General features: G+C 64.3%; 15 protein-coding genes. 4 read left to right on the top strand and 11 right to left on the bottom strand.

Annotation, left to right across the window (positions count from 1 at the left end; genetic code table 11):
- Nucleotides 1-4: 4 nt before the first annotated feature.
- Nucleotides 5-376, bottom strand: coding sequence for a response regulator (locus GGQ99_RS03980; protein WP_108607955.1), 372 nt, complete (start codon nucleotides 374-376; stop codon nucleotides 5-7).
- Between the two features lie 214 nt (nucleotides 377-590).
- On the opposite strand from GGQ99_RS03980, the gene GGQ99_RS03975 reads away from it, so the two are divergent.
- On the top strand, nucleotides 591-884 hold the full coding sequence (locus GGQ99_RS03975) for a DUF3572 domain-containing protein (protein WP_183260822.1): 294 nt from the start codon (nucleotides 591-593) through the stop codon (nucleotides 882-884).
- A complete protein-coding gene (locus GGQ99_RS03970; RefSeq protein ID WP_183260820.1) occupies nucleotides 881-1,534 on the top strand; it encodes a hypothetical protein in 654 nt (217 codons plus the stop codon). Before GGQ99_RS03975 ends, GGQ99_RS03970 begins: the two co-directional genes overlap by 4 nt.
- Nucleotides 1,535-1,543: 9 nt before the next feature.
- On the opposite strand, the gene folK is transcribed toward GGQ99_RS03970, so the two are convergent.
- From folK to folP, 3 genes are read right to left on the bottom strand one after another with little or no spacing between them, the layout of a single operon-like run.
- Complete coding sequence (folK, locus tag GGQ99_RS03965) at nucleotides 1,544-2,068, bottom strand: 2-amino-4-hydroxy-6-hydroxymethyldihydropteridine diphosphokinase (protein ID WP_108607952.1); 525 nt, start codon at nucleotides 2,066-2,068, stop codon at nucleotides 1,544-1,546.
- A complete protein-coding gene (gene folB / locus GGQ99_RS03960; RefSeq protein WP_108607951.1) occupies nucleotides 2,052-2,411 on the bottom strand; it encodes a dihydroneopterin aldolase in 360 nt (119 codons plus the stop codon). Before folB ends, folK begins: the two co-directional genes overlap by 17 nt.
- Before the next feature lie 5 nt (nucleotides 2,412-2,416).
- Nucleotides 2,417-3,265 (bottom strand): dihydropteroate synthase, encoded by an 849-nt coding sequence (gene folP / locus GGQ99_RS03955; protein ID WP_183260818.1) that lies wholly within the window; start codon nucleotides 3,263-3,265, stop codon nucleotides 2,417-2,419.
- A gap of 149 nt (nucleotides 3,266-3,414) precedes the next feature.
- Between folP and GGQ99_RS03950 the strand changes: the two genes are divergently transcribed.
- A complete protein-coding gene (locus tag GGQ99_RS03950) occupies nucleotides 3,415-4,029 on the top strand; it encodes a DUF922 domain-containing Zn-dependent protease (protein ID WP_183260816.1) in 615 nt (204 codons plus the stop codon).
- An 8-nt stretch (nucleotides 4,030-4,037) separates the two neighbouring features.
- Here GGQ99_RS03950 and GGQ99_RS03945 read toward each other — a convergent pair whose 3' ends face one another.
- The 3 genes from GGQ99_RS03945 to GGQ99_RS03935 all read right to left on the bottom strand — a co-directional run bounded on the left by GGQ99_RS03945 (nucleotide 4,038) and on the right by GGQ99_RS03935 (nucleotide 5,941).
- Nucleotides 4,038-5,066, bottom strand: coding sequence for an NAD(P)/FAD-dependent oxidoreductase (locus GGQ99_RS03945; protein ID WP_183260813.1), 1,029 nt, complete (start codon nucleotides 5,064-5,066; stop codon nucleotides 4,038-4,040).
- An 85-nt stretch (nucleotides 5,067-5,151) separates the two neighbouring features.
- Nucleotides 5,152-5,472, bottom strand: coding sequence for a 2Fe-2S iron-sulfur cluster-binding protein (locus tag GGQ99_RS03940; RefSeq protein ID WP_183260811.1), 321 nt, complete (start codon nucleotides 5,470-5,472; stop codon nucleotides 5,152-5,154).
- Between the two features lie 100 nt (nucleotides 5,473-5,572).
- The gene (locus tag GGQ99_RS03935) at nucleotides 5,573-5,941 is read right to left on the bottom strand and encodes an Hpt domain-containing protein (protein ID WP_406874003.1); all 369 of its coding nucleotides are present in this window, start codon (nucleotides 5,939-5,941) and stop codon (nucleotides 5,573-5,575) included.
- Between the two features lie 285 nt (nucleotides 5,942-6,226).
- On the opposite strand from GGQ99_RS03935, the gene GGQ99_RS03930 reads away from it, so the two are divergent.
- Nucleotides 6,227-12,682 carry a kinesin gene (locus GGQ99_RS03930; RefSeq protein WP_183260807.1) on the top strand — a complete coding sequence of 2,152 codons (6,456 nt, stop codon included), beginning with the start codon at nucleotides 6,227-6,229 and terminating at the stop codon, nucleotides 12,680-12,682.
- Nucleotides 12,683-12,930: 248 nt separating this feature from the next.
- Here the strand turns inward: GGQ99_RS03930 and GGQ99_RS03925 are convergent, their stop codons facing one another.
- The 4 genes from GGQ99_RS03925 to GGQ99_RS03910 form a co-directional block, all read right to left on the bottom strand.
- The gene (locus GGQ99_RS03925) at nucleotides 12,931-13,530 is read right to left on the bottom strand and encodes an ABC-type transport auxiliary lipoprotein family protein (RefSeq protein WP_318761539.1); all 600 of its coding nucleotides are present in this window, start codon (nucleotides 13,528-13,530) and stop codon (nucleotides 12,931-12,933) included.
- Nucleotides 13,531-13,610: 80 nt separating this feature from the next.
- Nucleotides 13,611-14,984, bottom strand: coding sequence for an MlaD family protein (locus GGQ99_RS03920; protein ID WP_108607945.1), 1,374 nt, complete (start codon nucleotides 14,982-14,984; stop codon nucleotides 13,611-13,613).
- Between the two features lie 14 nt (nucleotides 14,985-14,998).
- A complete protein-coding gene (locus tag GGQ99_RS03915; protein WP_108607944.1) occupies nucleotides 14,999-15,820 on the bottom strand; it encodes an ABC transporter ATP-binding protein in 822 nt (273 codons plus the stop codon).
- Nucleotide 15,821: 1 nt separating this feature from the next.
- Nucleotides 15,822-17,009 carry an MlaE family ABC transporter permease gene (locus GGQ99_RS03910; protein WP_108607943.1) on the bottom strand — a complete coding sequence of 396 codons (1,188 nt, stop codon included), beginning with the start codon at nucleotides 17,007-17,009 and terminating at the stop codon, nucleotides 15,822-15,824.
- Between the last annotated feature and the right edge of the window lie 10 nt (nucleotides 17,010-17,019).

The raw sequence follows: 17,019 nt of genomic DNA, 5'->3' as shown, positions 1-17,019 counted from the left end.
CGCATCAGGCATCACCGAGGTAGGATTTGATCGTCTCGATGAACCGTGGCACCGAGATCGGCTTGGAGATGTAGGCTTCGCAGCCGCCCTGCCTGATCCGCTCCTCGTCGCCCTTCATGGCAAAGGCGGTAACGGCAATGACCGGGATCGTGTGGAGGTCATCGTCCTCCTTCAGCCATTTGGTGACTTCGAGGCCCGAGACCTCAGGCAGTTGGATGTCCATCAGAATGAGGTCCGGCCGGTGCTTGCGGGCAAGATCAAGCGCCTCGAGGCCGTTGCGCGTGCGCACGGTCTCGTATCCGCTCGCCTCGATGAGGTCGCGAAAGAGCTTCATGTTGAGCTCGTTGTCCTCGACGATCATCACCTTCTTAGCCATCGAATTTTCCGCCCCGATTGCACACCAGATGTCGGCGGCAATCATCATGCGCGCCGGATGCGCACACCAACCCCGAATCCAACCTTAACTCAAGAACATTACGAAACGTAAAACACCCCTGCCAAGTCACGGATCGGCCGCCACCGCTTTAGCGGTTGCCGCAAGGCGCGCTTGCAGCTACTCCCTTGGCAAGCCGGAACGAACGGAAATGTCGATGCAAAAGAGCCAGAAAAATCAGGAAAGCGCCGAGGCGCTGGCGGTCCAGGCGCTGGCTTTCGTCGCATCCGATCCGGAGCTTCTGCCGCGCTTTCTCGCCATTACCGGCATCGAAGCGCAACAAATTCGCCGCGCGGCCCAGGAGCCGGGATTCCTGGCAGGCGTGCTGCACTTCATCCTCGCCCACGAGCCGACACTGCTGCGGTTTTCGCAAGAAGCAGGCATAGCGCCGGGAGAAGTCGGCATCGCCGCCCTGCCATTGGGCAATGACGACCACGAACGTTCGTCATGAGCGAAGACCCGGAGACCGCGCGCCAGATCGCGGAGCTTGCCCGCGACACCCGCCCGCTGCTGGTGCTCGACGTCGACGAGGTGCTGCTGGAATTCATGGTGCCCTTCATGCGCTTCCTCGACGCGCAGGGGCTGGTGTTCCTGGCCAAGTCGTTCAGGCTGACTGGCAACATCGTCGACCGGAAAACGCAAACCCCGCTGGACCAGGCTGCGGTATCAGGGCTGCTCGACGGTTTCTTCTTTGCGCAGCGCGAATGGCAGACCGCGGCACAAGGGGCGGCGGACGCCGTGGCAAACCTCGCCGGCGGAGCCGAAGTGGTCATGCTGACGGCCATGCCGCACCGGCATCGCGACGTCAGGCGGCTGCATCTCGACGCGCTCGGCTTTCCCTACCCACTGCTGACCACGGAAGCGGCAAAGGGACCGGCCCTCAGGCAACTGAGAGGCGAAAGCGCCCGCCCGGTCGCCTTTGTCGACGACATTCCCTACAATCTGGTTTCGGTACGCGACTCCGTCTCCGACGCGTATCTGTTCAACCTGATGTCCTACCGCGAAATGCGCTTGCTGATGCCACCCATGCCGGACGGCATCGTGGTGGCGGATGACTGGGCCGAGGCCGCGCCGAAGATCGCCGCGGCCCTGGGCCTCTAGCCTTTCAGGCTAATCCTCCAGATTGCGCCACCAATCGCGCCCTGAATCGAGCCTTTCGATGCCGGCGCTGTCGAGTGCTGTCGCCCATTCGGCCGACGACTTGCCCGCCAGAACGAGTTCCGGCGCGATTTCCGCCAGCGGCACCATGACGAAAGCCCGGTCGAGCATGCGCGGATGCGGAATTTCCAACCCGACGTCGCTGACATTGCTTTCTCCGTGCAAAAGCACGTCAATGTCGATCAGCCGTGGGCCCCAGCGCTCGACGCGCACCCGCTTGAGCCTGCGCTCCACCTCCAGGCAAAGCTCCAGGAGGTCGAGCGGCGACAGCGACGTCGCAACCTCGGCGGTGACGTTGAGAAAATCGGGTTGGTCGACCTTGCCCCAGGGCGGCGTGCGGTGCAGCGACGAAACCGTCACCACGCGCGTCTGGCCGCTGGCATCCAGCATGTGCAGCGCCGCGGCCATAGATTTCGCCGGATCGCCAAGGTTGCCGCCGAGACTGAGAAACGCCCGCTCCTCAGCCTGGCCAGACAACGGTCACCTCTACATAGTCCAGGACGCCAGGCACCGGCGCATTCGGCTTGCGAACGGTGATCTCCGCCTTCTTGATCTGCGGGAAACGCTCAGCCAAGGCCCTGCCGCATTCCTGCGCCAGCGCTTCGATGAGGAAACGCCGTTCGCCGGTGATGATCGCTTCGATGACCTGGAAGGCAACGCCGTAGTCGACGGTGCTCTCCATCGAATCGTCCTCCAACGGAAGCGAGGGATCGACCGTCAGCTCGGCATCGACATAGAAGCGCTGGCCAAGGGTCTCTTCTTCGTCGAACAGGCCGTGCCGGGCAAAGAAGGCGCAGTTTTTCATTCGGATGAGGTACATCGAGGTCAGTGTCCCGGCAGGTTGGTCTGGCGCGCCAGCATAGCATCCGCGAATGCCAGTGCGTCCACGTTGATTGCGACATTGTGGACGCGGAAGATCTGCGCGCCCTTCATGCGGAGAATGACGCTTGTCGCCGCCGTTCCCGCATCGCGGTCGGCAGCTTCGCGTCCGGTCACATGGCCGACGAAACGCTTGCGCGACGTGCCGGCAAGCAGCGGATATCCAAGCTCGCAAAGCTCCGAAAAGCGCGCCATCAGCTCGAGATTCTCGTTTTCGTCCTTTGCAAAGCCGAAGCCCGGATCGAGCATGATCTGCTCGTCGCGCACGCCGGCCTCGCGCGCGATCTCCAGCGAGCGGCGCAAGAAGGCAAACTGATCGTCGATCACGTCGGCCAGCTTGGCGCGGCCACGGCCTGTATGCATGATGACGAGCCCTGCTCCGGTCTCGGCGGCGACCCTTGCGATGCCGGGCTCGCGCTGCACGCCCCATACGTCGTTGACGACATGAGCGCCGGCGGCCACGGCAAGGCGCGCCGTCTCCTCGCGATAGGTATCGACCGAAATCAACACGTCGCCTGAACTGGCAAGCTGGGAAATGACGGGAAGGACACGGTCCTGTTCCTCGGCGGGCGAAACCGGCGCAGCCCCTGGCCGCGTCGATTCACCGCCGACATCGACGATGACGGCGCCTTCCGCCACCATGCGCCTGGCCTGTTCGATCGCCCGCGCGGGCGCGTCGAAGGCGCCGCCATCGGAAAAACTGTCAGGCGTGACGTTAAGGATGCCCATGACAAGCGCCCTGTCGCCAAGATCGACGTGGCGTCCATGCGCCAGTTGCCATCGTTTGCCGGTCATGCCGTCGCCACAAAAGAACTCCAGAGCACAGACCGCGTCACGAAATATCAACGCTTGCAGCATCAACTCGCCGTGCGGCCACTTCTTGCGGCACCGATTTCCATTGCGCCGCCAACGCCCCTAACGCAAGGTAGGCCAAGAGGCAACTAATGAAGCAACTCTTCCTCGCCGCCCTGCTCGCTGGAGGCATTTGCCTACCCGTTCAGGCGGCAACCGTGTCGAAATCCTACAGCTATTTCACCATCACCGGCAAAACGCTCGACGAAATCGAACAGCAGCTGATGACGCGCGGCCCCGAGGTCAAGAGCACCGGCGGCAGGCATCCCGGTGCGACGCAAATGGAGTTCACCAGCCGCATCGGCTACGCCGAGGTCAAGGGCGGCTGCGCCATCGTCTCGGCCCAGGTCACCGTCAAGGCCAAGGTGATCCTGCCGCGCTGGCGACAGAACGGCAAGACGGCCCAGGACGTCAAGCTGATCTGGAATACGCTTTCCTCCGACATCAAGCGGCACGAAGAAAGCCATGTCGTGATCGCCAAGAACCACGCCCGTGAGCTGGAACAGGCGCTGAAGGCGGTCGGCAAGCAGAAGACGTGCGAGCTCGCCGCTGCCAAGGCCAAGGCCACCAGCGATCGCATCCTCGGCGCCCATGACCGTGCGCAGGAAGAGTTCGATCGCATCGAGGGCATCAATTTCGAGAGCCGGATCATCAGGCTGCTGCGCTATCGCCTGGAGCGCATCGACGCCGGCAAGATCAAGGGCTGAGCGGCGCCCTAGTCCGGGACGCCAAGTTTCTTGTGCAGGCTCGTCGACGACGTCGTGTACTGGAACACGATCCGCTCCTTGGGGCTGATGACGTGCTTGGCCGCCTGGGCCATCAGCGCCGCCTCGTGAAAGCCCGACAGGATCAGCTTCAGCTTGCCGGGGTACCAGTTGATGTCGCCGATGGCGAAGATACCCGGCTCCGAGGTCTCGAATTTTTCGGTATCGACCGGGATCTGGTTTTCGTGGAGGTGAAGGCCCCATTCGGCTACCGGCCCGAGCTTCATCGTAAGGCCGAAGAACGGCAACAGACGCGTGCAGGGAACGACGACTTCGCTTTCCGGCCCCTTGACGGTGATCGAACTGAGTTTACCGCCTTCGCCGGAAAGCGCCGATACTTGGCCGATCACCAGATCGAGCGCACCAGCTTCCTGGAGCGCATGCATCTTGTTGACATTGTCGGGCGCCGCACGGAATTCCGGCCGGCGGTGGACAAGGGTGACCCGTCTTGCGATGGGCTGGAGATTGAGGCTCCAGTCGAGTGCCGAATCCCCACCGCCGACCACGACGACGTCGTGGCCGCGGAACTCTTCCATGCAGCGGACCGAATAGCTGACGCTCGATCCTTCATAGGCTTCGATACCGGGGATCGGCGGGCGCTTGGGCTGGAACGAACCGCCACCCGCAGCAATCACCACCACCTTGGCCTCGAATACCTCGTTCTCGTCGGTGGTGACGCGAAAACCACCGCCTTCCAGGCGCTCCAGTGCCGTCACCATGCGGTTGAAGGTGAAGCCCGGCTTGAACGGCGCAATCTGCTGCAGCAGCTTGTCGACCAGCTCCTGCGCTCCGACGACGGGATAGCCCGGAATATCGTAGATCGGCTTTTCCGGATAAAGCTCGGCGCATTGCCCACCCGGCCGGTCGAGGATGTCGATCAGGTGGCAGCGCATGTCGAACAGGCCGAGCTCGAATACGGCGAACAGCCCGATGGGACCGGCACCGATGATCAGGACGTCAGTATGGGTAATGTCGCTCAAAGCCGCCCTCGCCGCTCACGCATGCACATATAAGGAATGTGCATGAGATGGAGTGCCATGCCAAGCGAGGCACGGATCGGGAGGCTTAGCCCTGGCGCTCGGGAACGGTGACGACCAGGCCGTCGAGTTCGTCCCTGACCTTGATCTGGCACGACAGGCGCGAATTCGGCTGCACTTCGTAGGCGAAGTCGAGCATGTCTTCTTCCATTGCCTCGGGCTCGCCGACGAGAGCAGTCCAAGCATCATCGACATAGACATGGCAGGTCGCGCAGGCGCAGGCACCGCCACATTCGGCCTCGATGCCGGGAACCGCATTGCGGATGGCATTTTCCATCACCGTCGAGCCGTTTTCGGCTTCGACTTCGAAACGCGTGCCGTCATGGGCGATGTAGGTAAGCTTGGTCATGCTCGTTCCTAAGAAAGATCACCCGGCAGATAATCACTCCACCGAGCAAGTCAACTGCGGCGCGAACGCGCCGCATCGTGTCGGGATCGAGATGGGAGCCCTAGCGGCTGATCGCGGCGATGAAGTCGCGCACTTCGTCGATCAGTCCGGCAAGGCGCTTGACCAGCCTGGCATCGTCCGGACGCGCCTCCAGCTCGGCGACGCAATCGGCGATTGGAAACGCACCGACGCCACGCGCCGCCCCCTTGAGGGCATGGGACAGCCTAAGGCGCTCGGCCAGGTCAGCCGAGGACATAGAATCGCGAACGGAAAGCGCCTGATGGACGAACATGTCGAGCACTTCGCGCTCGACGTCGCGGTCGCCGATGGTCTGGCGCGACAGGTGTTCGAGGTCGATGGGACGGCCATGTGAGGCGCCAGAAGATTCGCCCCCCGGCATGCCGAAGGCCACCGAACCGGTTTCGCGCATTACCATTCAACCCCTGCCTCGCCACTCGCCCATGGGTTGGTAACCTAGGGCGACCATGTGGATAACCCGTTAACCCGGCAACCCCAGCAAACCCATGGCGCCGCGGCCAATAATCACTCCAGTGTTAACCTTATATTTAAACTTTTACGTATCGGGGCGAATGCATGTTTTCTTTACCCGATTGTGTCACTACGATACGGGCGGTCCATATTGAGCCTCGGACGCGGTCAAAAATAGGACAAAAAGTCCAGAGATTCCGCGTCTTTAGTACAGGGTAGCGAAGGCATGGCGAAGAAATCCACTCCGACCAAAAACCTCGATCTCGACGTAGCCAAGGAGCTCGAGCAGGCGCTCGATCTGGACTTGAGCAGCGCCGATGACGGCGGCCTCGACATGGCCGCATCGATGGACGATCTCGAAGCACAGATTTCCAAGGCGGCCGAGGAACTGGCGCGTGAAAGCGGCAACAAGAAGCCGGCAGCGCCTAAGCCGGAACCTGCGCCGGCGGCACGTGCCGCGGCCGAGCCGCCGACCCAGTTGCGCCCTGTCGAAACCCGCCCGCTGCAGCCCGAAGGCTTCAAGCCGGCCAATGACGATCGCCAGAAAGACTACAAGTCGCTGCTTCACAGCCTCAACCGCCGTGCATCCAGCACCATCTACTGGATGGTCGGCCTTGTCTCGGTCGCCTGGGTCGCCGGCGCCGTAGCCCTCGCCGATCGAGTCGTCAGCCCCAGCATCTGGACCATCCGCTCGATCGACGACGCCTTCGCGCGTCCAGGCCTGCTGATGCTGCTGGTCGCCACCATTGTGCCTATCGCCCTGTTCTGGGCCTTTGCCGCGATGATCCGCCGCGCCCAGGAAATGCGCATTGCAGCCCAATCGATGACCGAAGTGGCCTTCCGCCTCGCCGAACCCGAAAACATGGCACAGGATCGCGTCATGATGGTCGGCCAGGCCGTGCGCCGCGAAGTGGCCGCCATGGGCGAAGGCATCGAGCGCACTCTGGCTCGTGCCGTCGAGCTCGAAACGCTCGTTCACACCGAAGTCAACCAGATCGAGCGCTCCTATTCGGAAAACTCCGCCCGCATCCGTTCGCTGGTCGATGGTCTCGGCAGCGAGCGCGAAGCCGTGGTGTCGCACGCCGAACGCGTCCGTGCCTCCATTGCCGGAGCGCATGAGACGCTGCGCGACGAGCTCGGCTCGGCAAGCGACATCATCCGCGACAGCATCCTCAACGCATCGACCAAGCTGTCGATGACGATCACCAATTCCGGCGACACGCTGATCGACCGCATCAACGAAGGCGGCATGGGCCTGTTCGAAGCGATCGACAACCGCATGGATTCGATCAGCGACCGCCTGTCCACCTCGGGCGAGGCATTCGCCAGCCTGCTCGACACGCGCATCGCCAAGCTGACCCAGAGCACCGACGAGGTTACCCGGTCGCTGACCGACATGCTCGACGACCGCACCTCGGGCATGGTCTCGCTGCTTGGCGGCGCCGCCAAGACGATCAATTCCGAGTTCGAGGCGAGCCTGCATGGCATCGAACGCACTCTGGCCGAACGCGGCCAGGCGCTCATCGGTGAGTTCCAGACGCGCGCCGAAGCACTCGACACCGGCACGGCAAAGCTCAACGCCGCGCTCGAAGCCCGCGCCCGCCAGATCAACGAGACGCTGGTCGAACGTGCCCGCGAGATCGCCACGACCTTCGTCGAGGGCCGCGATTCGCTGTCGGCGATGATCGACCAGGGCAAGACCCAGATCGGCACCGACCTCGCCGATATCATCACCTCGACCTCGACCATGCTCGAAGCCCGCGCGACCGATTTCGCCGGCCGCATGGAGGCTGCCCGTCACCAGGTGTCTCGTGCCTTCGACGGCGACATCCAGCGCCTTTCGGACGCCCGCGTCGGCATCGAGCAGGCGGTCGAAGACCATACCCGCAAGCTCTCCGACGCCCGCGACCGCATGGCCGCGGCCCTCAAGGACGACCTCAGCAAGTTCGCCGAAGGCCGCGCCAGCATCGAGGCCGCCGTCGGCTTCCAGGTGCAGAAGCTCGCCGAAGGCCGCAGCCTGATCACCCGGGCCCTCGACGACGACATGCGCAAGCTGGACCAGTCGCGCCAGGCAATCGACGAAACCCTCACCGGCCAGTTCCGCCAGCTCGCCCAGGGCCGCGAGCAGCTCGCCCAGGCGCTCGTCGAAGACTCTGAGAGACTTGTCCAAGCCCGTACGAACATTGACGAAATGGTTGCCGGTCATGTCGGCAAGCTGGCCGAAGGCCGCGGTATCCTGACGCGCGCGCTGGAAGCCGACCTCAACAAGCTCTCCGACAGCCGCAGCAGCATCGACGGACTGGTCGCCGGTCAGGTCGAGAAGATCGCCGAAGGCCGCGCCATCCTGGCCAAGGCACTCGAAACCGATCTCGACGGCATCAAGGCGCTTGTCGACGGACATGCGTCGAAGATCGCGATCGACCGCGCCGAACTGTCGCGCAGCCTCGAGTCCGACATCTCGAACATCCACGGCCTGATTGAAGGCCATGCCGGCAAGCTTGCCGAAGAACGCGCCGTGCTCTCGAAGACGCTGGAATCCGACCTCGCCAAGCTGGCCGACAGCCGCGCCGGCATCGACGGTCTGGTCGCCGGCCAGGTGGAGAAGCTCGCCGAAGGCCGCGACATCCTCAAGCGTGCGCTCGAAACCGACCTCAACGCGATCCGCAGCACCATCGCTGCGCAGTCGGACAAGCTTGCCGAAGACCGCTCCTTGCTGTCTCGCTCGCTCGAGGCCGATCTCGACAGCGTCAAGGGCCTGGTCTCCAGCCATGCCGAACGTCTCGTCGCCGAACGCGGCGCACTGTCCAAGGCACTGGAAGACGATCTTGCCAAGCTGGCTGAAAGCCGCTCGGGCATCGACGGGCTGGTCGCAGGCCAGGTCGAGAAGCTCGCTGAAGGCCGCGACATCCTCAAGCGTGCGCTCGAATCGGACCTGAACACCATCCGCAGCACCGTCGCCTCCCAGTCGGAGAAGCTTGCAGAAGACCGCGCGATGCTCGCCCGTTCGCTCGAAGCCGACCTCGACGGCGTCAAGGGCCTGGTGTCGAGCCATGCCGAGCGCCTGGTCGCAGAACGTGGCACCCTGTCCAGGGCGCTCGAGGACGACCTCGCCAAGCTGGCGGAAAGCCGCTCGGGCATCGACGGGCTCGTTGCCGGCCAGGTCGAGAAGCTGGCCGAAGGCCGCGACATCCTCCGCCGCGCACTGGAAGCCGACCTCTCCAAGATCGACGGCATGATGCTCGGCCAGGTCGACAAGCTGGCCGCCGGCCGCGATGCGCTGACCAAGGCGCTGGAGGCCGACCTCGCCATGCTCAACGAAAGCCGCGCCAACTTCGACGGCATCGTTGCCGGCCAGGTCGACAAGCTGGCCGCCGGGCGCGACGCCCTGACCAGGGCGCTCGAAGCTGACCTCGCCCTGCTGAACGACAGCCGTACCAACATCGACGGCATGGTGGTCGGTCACGTCGGCAAGCTCGCCGAAGGCCGCGACACCTTTGCCCGCGCGCTGGATGCGGATCTCGGCAAGCTGGGCGACGCCCGCCGCGAGATCGACCTCGCCATTTCCGGCCACATCGACCAGATCGCCGCCCGCCGTGTCGACATCTCCGACGCGATCGCCGGCGATATCGAAAAGATCGAAGACGCCTTCCGCCGCCAGACCGGCGTCATCGAAGAGCGTACCGGCACCATGGAGCGCGCGCTGTCGCTCGGCGTCGACAATGTCCGCGGCGTGCTCGAAAAGAGTGCCGTCTTTGTCGCCGGCGCCCTGCGCGACAAGGTCATGGAAGTCACAGCCGCTCTGCACGAGCAGGCCGGCCAGGCCTTCAGCGATGCCGACCGCGTCATCGCCGAGCGTGCCGAACAGACGTCGAGTGCCCTGCTCGCCCGGGCCGAAGACATTGCCCGTGCGTTCGAGGAGGCCGACGGCCGTCTCGCCGCCAGGGCACACGAGACTTCGAGTTCGTTGCTGGCCCGCGCCGAAGAAACAGCCGACACACTGTCGGCCAAGGCTGGCGAGATCGCCCAGACCTTCGACGCAGCCGATCGCTCGCTCATTGCCCGTGCCATCGAGACCGCGGAATCGCTGTCGGCCCGTGCCGGCGACATCCTGCGCAACTTCGACACAGCCGACGAACGGCTCGGCCTGCGCATCGGCGAATCGGCCGACGCACTGGCAGCCCGTGCTGCCGAACTCGGCCGCATCTTCGACACTGCCGACGAGAAGCTCGCCACGCGCATTGCCGAAGGCGCAGACTCGCTCGGCGACCGTGCCGGCGAACTCAGCCGCATCTTCGACGCCGCCGACGAGCGCATTGCCGCCCGCGTCGCCGACAGTTCGGCCACGCTCGGCAGCCGTGCCGGCGAAATCGTCCGCAACTTCGAGGAAGCCGACGAACGTCTTGCGGCGCGCGCAGCGCAGACGGCCGACACCCTGTCTGGCCGTGCCGCCGAAATCGGCCGCGCCTTCGAGGAAGCCGACAGCCGGATCGCGGCACGCGTCGACCAGACGGCGGAATCGCTGCTTGGCCGTGCTGCCGAAATCAGCCGCGCCTTCGAGGAAGCCGACGGCAGGATCACCGCCCGCGTCGACCTCACGTCGCAGTCGCTGCTCGGCCGCGCCTCGGAAATCGGCCAGGCTTTTGACGAAGCCGGCCAGCAGCTTGCCGCCCGCGTCACCGAGAGTACCTCGGGCATTGGCGAGCATGCAGCGTTGATCGCCAGCGCCTTCACCGAAACCGAGCAGCGCGTCGTTGCCCGTGCCCAGCGCACGGCGGCCGACCTCGACGCCCGCGCCCGCGCCATCGAAGAAACGCTGGCCAACGTCGACGAGCGCCTGGCTGCTGGCGCCGAAGGTGTGGCGACCCGCATCGGCGAGCACCTATCGAGCGCCGAGAACCGCCTCGCCTATGGCGCGGAATCGATGGGCCAGAAGCTCAACGAGCAGGTTGCCCAGGCTGAAGCGCAACTCGTCGCCCGCGCCAATGTGATCGCCGAGACCTTCACCGCCGTTGGCCAGCATATCGGCCAGAGCACCAACGAGGCCGCCCGCACCATCGGCACCAACACGCGCGAACTCAACGCCATGCTGGCTGAACGCTCGAACGAGATCGCCAAGATCCTCGACGAGACGGCGCGCCCGCTGGTCGATCGCTTCGCCGAAAGCGGCAACGACCTGCACCGCTCGATGGAGGAGGCAACCGCCCGCGCGACCGAAAAGCTGCGCACCGAAAACGCGACCCTGGTCGACGCGCTCGCCAGCCGCACCGCCGAGACGCTGTCCGCGGTCGAGGGCGCACGCTCGACGCTTGCCGACAGCGTGGCCGATCTCATCGGCCGGATGACGACTTCGAGCTCCCAGCTCGGCGAATTGATCGAACGCGCGGCGCAGAACCTCGCCACCGTCGACGATCGCCTCACCGGCAGCACGACGAACTTCTCGGCCACCACCGAGAAGGCGGCGCAGACCTTTGCCAGCGCTGCGCGCCTGGTGGACTCGAACACCAACCGCCTCACCGACCTGTCGTCCAGCACGCTGCGCGAGGTGGCCTCCATCGCCACCAAGTTCGATGAGCACAGCCGCCTGCTGTCGAGCGCTTCCAACCTGCTTTCCTCGGCGCAGAGCAACCTCGAGCACACGCTTGAGCGCCAGTCGTCGCTGGAAGACCTTGCCGTTGGGCTGGTCAAGAAGTCGGAAGACCTCGAGCGCGTCATGCAGTCGTTCGAGCGCCTCGTTGGCCAGACGCTGGAAAGCGCCGAAGGCAAGACCATGGAGTCGGCAGAAAAGATCCGCGCCGCCATCTCCGATGTCGTCGAGACCGCCACCAAGCGCTTCGCCGACGCCACCGAGGACATGCGCCGCACCGCCGGCTCCATCAAGACCGAGCTCGAAAGCACCCGCGCCGAGCTCAAGAAGGGCGTGCTCGACATGCCGGAAGAGGCCAGGGAATCGACCACGGCCATCCGTCGTGCCGTGTCCGAGCAGATCAACGCGCTCAAGGAACTGTCGGCGATCGTCGCCAAGTCCGGCCGCGGCGTGGACGTTTCCGACGCCACCCTGCGCAACACGCAGCCGGCGCAGCAGCCTCGCCGTCCGGCCCCTCAGCCCGAACGTCGCGAGCCGCCGGCACCGCTGGCCGGTAACACCGGCCTGCGCGGCACGCTCGACATCGAGCGTCCGGCTGCCCAGCCGCAGCCACCGGTTCGCGAGCCTGCCGGCCGTGGCCAGCAGGGTGGATGGGTGCGCGACCTGTTGACCGGTGCCTCGCGTGAGGAGCAGCCTGCCCGCCCGGCAGCCCAGCCCGAGCCGCGCGCCGTGCCTGCACAGCGTTCGCCGATGCATGTGGTGGAATCGCTCAACTCGCTGTCCGTCGACATCGCCCGCGCCATCGACCACGAGGCCTCGATCGAGCTTTGGGATCGCTATCGCCGCGGTGAACGCGACGTCTTCACCCGCCGGCTCTACACGCTGAAGGGCCAGCAGACCTTCGACGAAATCCGCCGCAAGTATCAGTCAGACGGTGAGTTCCGCACGGCCGTCGACCGTTACTGCGACGACTTCGAGAAGCTGCTCAAGGATGTCTCGCGCAGCGACCGCGACAGCATCATGACCAAGACCTATCTGACCTCGGATACCGGCAAGGTCTACACCATGCTGGCGCACGCGGCGGGCCGGCTGAAGTAAGGCTGTCCGCAGGGCGACAAGGCCATGGAGCAAAAAGGGCAGCAGGTACGCACCTGCTGCCCTTTTGCTGTCTGGGCCTGAAGACTTGCGGAGATTGATGCGGGCAATGCGCCGCGCTTCCAGCGGTCGCGCGGCGGTTGAAGCGCAAGCGAGCGACTGCACAAGCGTCTGACGTTGCGAAAGTCGGCGAACGGAATCGCATCAGCCAGGTCCTTACGGCCCTGCTAACCTATTCCCTTACTACCTTTTCAGATCAGGCCTTCGGTCCACTTGACGATGTCGGCGGCCGCTTGGCCGAAGGCAGCGTCGAGGGCGGCGACATAGTCGTCGTTGCCGGCGCCGGAAACCGGTGCTGTGGCGTTGAAGACGCGCGAGGCACGGACCTGGCCGTTGCGGTCGTTCAGCAACCTGACGAACAGCTCGACCTCGGCCTGGGCAGCGCCACCGACCTTGATCTCGAAGCTGCGGACCTCGACGATGACCTGATAGTCGATCGCCAGCCCCTCGCCCGGCTTGCCTATTCCGACATAGCCGCCGGCACGCTGGAAGGTCTCGGCAAGCCTCGCCTGCAAGATGCGCGGCAGCCGGTCGGACCACTGCGCGCCCTTGAGGAACTGGATCGAGCCGGGCGACGGCTTGATGACGATGCTCTGTCCGTCGAGCGACTTGAGCGCCGAGGGTTCGGCAATCAGGATCTGGCGGCGGCTCGAACCGCTGCGGCCCGTCACCGAAGGCGCCGTCAGTTCGTAGGTGTCCAGCGGCGGCGGTGTGCTGACGAACAGCGAGGCGCAGCCGGACAGCGTTAGCGCCGCTGCAGCAAGCAGCAATGTAGATCTAGCAGACTTCACATGCTGTCCCCGGATACGACTCACTCGCACCTTGCGCGAACCACCCTCAAGCAACTTCATGGTGCGGCAGGCAAACGATGTCAACGACGCACCCGTCCGTCGAATTCACGCACGGTGCCCTCGCCTCCGGTGATGATGCGCTGCGGATTGCGCTCCAGGTCGGAGATCGCCTGCTCGATGCGGGTGATCGAGCGGCGGCTGTCCTGGACAAGCGATTCGACGTCGCGCAGGCCCTGTCCCGAAAAGCGGGCGAGCCCGTCCGTGATCGTGCCGAGACGCGCATTGAGTGTATCGGCAACCTGCTTGAACGCCTTCAGCGTCGCACTTGCATCGGACATCACGCCTTCGGCCTCGCCCGAGCCCAGCAGCTTGTCGACCTTGGCAAGCACGCCGTCGACGCGGACGGAGGCCTGGTTGAGGCGCGACGCCAGTTGCTTGGCGTCCGAGACGATCTGATCGATGTCGTCGGCGCGATCGCCGAATTTGTCAGTGACCTTGGCGACATCGGCCGCTGCCTTGTTGGCGTTCTCGCTGGCCTTGCGAATGTTGTCGAGGGACTCCTTGACGCTCGCGGCATCCACCCCTTCGAGCACGCCGTCGACCTTGCTCAGGGTCTGCTGTGTCTTTTGGGCGAAGTCGTTGATCGAGGCGACGGTGGTGTTGACGCCCTTGACGATGTCGTCGATCTGGTCGCTCTGGGCGCTGAGGTTCTTGGTGAAAGTGTCGACACTGGCGACAATGTTCTTCACCTTGTCGCGGTCGACCGACTTGAGCAGCCCTTCCGCCGCCTCGATGGTGCCGTCAAGCTTGCCAGAAACGGTGGAAAGCTGTTCCGAGAGCGCGCTCACGCTGGCCAGGAACTTGTCGACGCCGTCGGCATTCCGAGCCAGAGACTCCGAAAACTTCTGGGCATTGCCGACGGTTGCGGTAAGCGGGCCGCGGACGTCGTTGGTGAAGCCTTCGAGATTGTTCAGCACGGTGTCGGCGCGCTTGAAAATGTCCTGCGCCGTTTGCAGCAGGTTGGTGACAGCGGACGGATTGGCGACGATCTCGGCAACAGTGCCATCAGCTTCGGCCTTGTCGAGCAGATTGGGTTCCTTGATGTTGGCGCCCTTGAGCTCGATGTTGGCCTGCCCGGTCAGGCCGGCAAGGCCGATATCCGCCTGCGTCGACTGCGTGATCGGCGTCAGCCTGTCGATCTCCGCGTCGGCAATCGCCACCTGGGGATTGCTGACGTCTAGATAGACGCGGCGGACGTCGCCGACCTTGACTCCGTTGAACAGCACGAAGCTGCCCCTGGCGAGACCCGAGGCCGAGCCGGGTATGCGCACGCGCAGCGTTGCGGTCTCGCCACGCTCGCCGATCGCAGCCGTCCAATAGACGAAAGCAAAAGCGGCCAGGATCGCAAACAGCGTGAAGATACCGACGATGACGTAGTTGGCCCTGGTCTCCATCACATCATTCCATTCTATGCCCTTGCGGCAAGATCAAGTTGCCGCGCGCGTTTTCCGCGGAAATACGACCGTACCCATGGTTCTTCGCTCTTCAGCATGTCCGCGATCGTGCCTTCGACCAGCACCTTCTTGTTGCCGAGCACGGCGACCCGGTCGCAAACCGAAAACAGGCTGTCGAGATCGTGCGTCACCATGTAGACGGTCAGGCCCATCGTATCGCGCATCTTGGCGACCAGCTCGTCGAACTCGGCGGCACCGATGGGATCGAGACCGGATGTCGGCTCGTCGAGGAAGACGATATCGGGGTCCAGTGCCAGTGCCCGCGCCAGTGCGGCGCGTTTGATCATGCCGCCGGAAAGCTCGGACGGATATTTGCTCGCGGCATCCGGCGGCAGGCCGACCAGTTCGACCTTCAGCATGGCAAGCTCATTCATCAGCTTTCTCGGCAGGTCGAGATACTCGCGCATCGGCACCTGGACGTTCTCAAGCACAGTCAGCGCCGAAAACAGCGCGCCGTGCTGGAACAACACGCCGAGACGCATGTCGATCCTGAGCCGTTCTTCCTCGCTCGCGGTCTCGAGATCGACGCCGAACAGATTGATCGTGCCGGAGCGCTTGCGGATCAGGCCGAGTATGGTCCGCAACAGCACCGATTTGCCCGAACCGGACGCACCGACGAAGCCGAGGATTTCGCCGCGTTTGATGTCCAGGTCGAGCTTGTCGAGGATCACCTTCTCTTCGAAGGCAACCGTCAGGTCCCGCACCGACAGCAAGACCTCGCCCCGGCCATTCAGGCTCTGGCCTTCCGATTGAATGGTCTTTGTCCGGCTGGCCATGTCAGAAATTGATCGCTGCGTAGAACATGGCGAACAGGCCATCGAGGATGATGACGACGAAGATGGCCTTGACCACCGACGCGGTGACGTGGCGCCCGAGCGATTCCGCACTGCCGCCGACTTTCATGCCTTCGACGGAAGCGATGGTGCCGATGATGATGGCCATGAACGGCGCCTTGATCAGGCCGGCAAAAATAGTGCTGAGGTCGATCGCCACCCGCAGGCGGTCGATGAAGGCTGCCGGCGGAATGTCCGAATAGAACCATGCGGTGGCCATGCCGCCGCCAAGGGCTGCGAAATTGGCGAGGATCGACAAGCACGGCAGCGCAATCACCAGCGCCACCAGTCGCGGAAACACCAGCACGCCGATTGGGTTGAGGCCGATGACGGTCAGCGCATCGACCTCCTCGCGCATCTTCATCGAGCCGATTTCCGCAGTGATCGCGCTGCCCGAGCGGCCGGCGATCATGATCGCCGTCATCAGCACGCCGAGTTCGCGCAGCACCAGCACCCCTATCAGGTCGACGACGAAGATATCGGCGCCAAAATAGCTGAGCTGGAACGCCCCCTGCTGGGCGACGATGGCGCCGACGATGCCCGACATCAGCAGCACGACCGGGATCGCGCCGACGCCCATGCGGTCGATCTGGCTGAAGATGGCCGCAGGGTTGACGGCATGACCGCGCCCGAGCTTCATCTGGGCGCCGCGGATGGTCGCGCCCAGGATGTTCATCGAGGACAGGAAATCGTCGCGCATCTCGTAGACACGCCGGCCCATCGCCTCGAGCATGCGGATAAGAATGTTGGGCTGGACCTCAGCAGCCGAATCGCCGTCGCGCCGCACGGCCTCGCCAACGGCATCGAGCAGGACGTTGGCCGCTTCGCTGCGGCCTTCCATCTTGACCTCGACACCTCTTTTCTCGTTGGCGAAAACCAGCCTGTCGATGACCCAGGCGCCGGCGGTGTCCATCTTTTCGATGCCGGACAGATCGAGCGCCAATGCTACAAATCCCTTGCGGGCTTCGAGCGTGCGCATTTCGGCGTCGACAAGGGCTACGGTGCGGGTGGTCCAGATGCCGGTGAAGACGCAAGCGAGCACGCCTTCGCGCTCCGCCACAGCAACCTGCGGTCGGTGATCTCGGCCGTCGGCTGCCCCGCCGCTTGCTTCCCGTTTGCCGATGGTCAACATGGCACCCTAC

Source organism: Aminobacter niigataensis, assembly GCF_014200015.1.
Classification (GTDB): Bacteria; Pseudomonadota; Alphaproteobacteria; order Rhizobiales; family Rhizobiaceae; genus Aminobacter; species Aminobacter niigataensis.
This window is presented reverse-complemented; position numbering and strand designations above follow the sequence as displayed.

Excerpts from the sequence above, each read along its gene's own strand:
- GGQ99_RS03935 (WP_406874003.1), bottom strand. The coding sequence starts at position 5,941 with ATGCGCGAAACCGGTTCGGTGGCCTTCGGCATGCCGGGGGGCGAATCT.
- GGQ99_RS03980 (WP_108607955.1), bottom strand. The coding sequence starts at position 376 with ATGGCTAAGAAGGTGATGATCGTCGAGGACAACGAGCTCAACATGAAG.
- GGQ99_RS03915 (WP_108607944.1), bottom strand. The coding sequence starts at position 15,820 with ATGGCCAGCCGGACAAAGACCATTCAATCGGAAGGCCAGAGCCTGAAT.
- GGQ99_RS03950 (WP_183260816.1), top strand. The coding sequence starts at position 3,415 with ATGAAGCAACTCTTCCTCGCCGCCCTGCTCGCTGGAGGCATTTGCCTA.
- GGQ99_RS03910 (WP_108607943.1), bottom strand. The coding sequence starts at position 17,009 with ATGTTGACCATCGGCAAACGGGAAGCAAGCGGCGGGGCAGCCGACGGC.
- GGQ99_RS03940 (WP_183260811.1), bottom strand. The coding sequence starts at position 5,472 with ATGACCAAGCTTACCTACATCGCCCATGACGGCACGCGTTTCGAAGTC.
- GGQ99_RS03930 (WP_183260807.1), top strand. The coding sequence starts at position 6,227 with ATGGCGAAGAAATCCACTCCGACCAAAAACCTCGATCTCGACGTAGCC.
- GGQ99_RS03975 (WP_183260822.1), top strand. The coding sequence starts at position 591 with ATGCAAAAGAGCCAGAAAAATCAGGAAAGCGCCGAGGCGCTGGCGGTC.
- GGQ99_RS03920 (WP_108607945.1), bottom strand. The coding sequence starts at position 14,984 with ATGGAGACCAGGGCCAACTACGTCATCGTCGGTATCTTCACGCTGTTT.
- GGQ99_RS03970 (WP_183260820.1), top strand. The coding sequence starts at position 881 with ATGAGCGAAGACCCGGAGACCGCGCGCCAGATCGCGGAGCTTGCCCGC.
- folB (WP_108607951.1), bottom strand. The coding sequence starts at position 2,411 with ATGTACCTCATCCGAATGAAAAACTGCGCCTTCTTTGCCCGGCACGGC.
- folP (WP_183260818.1), bottom strand. The coding sequence starts at position 3,265 with ATGACCGGCAAACGATGGCAACTGGCGCATGGACGCCACGTCGATCTT.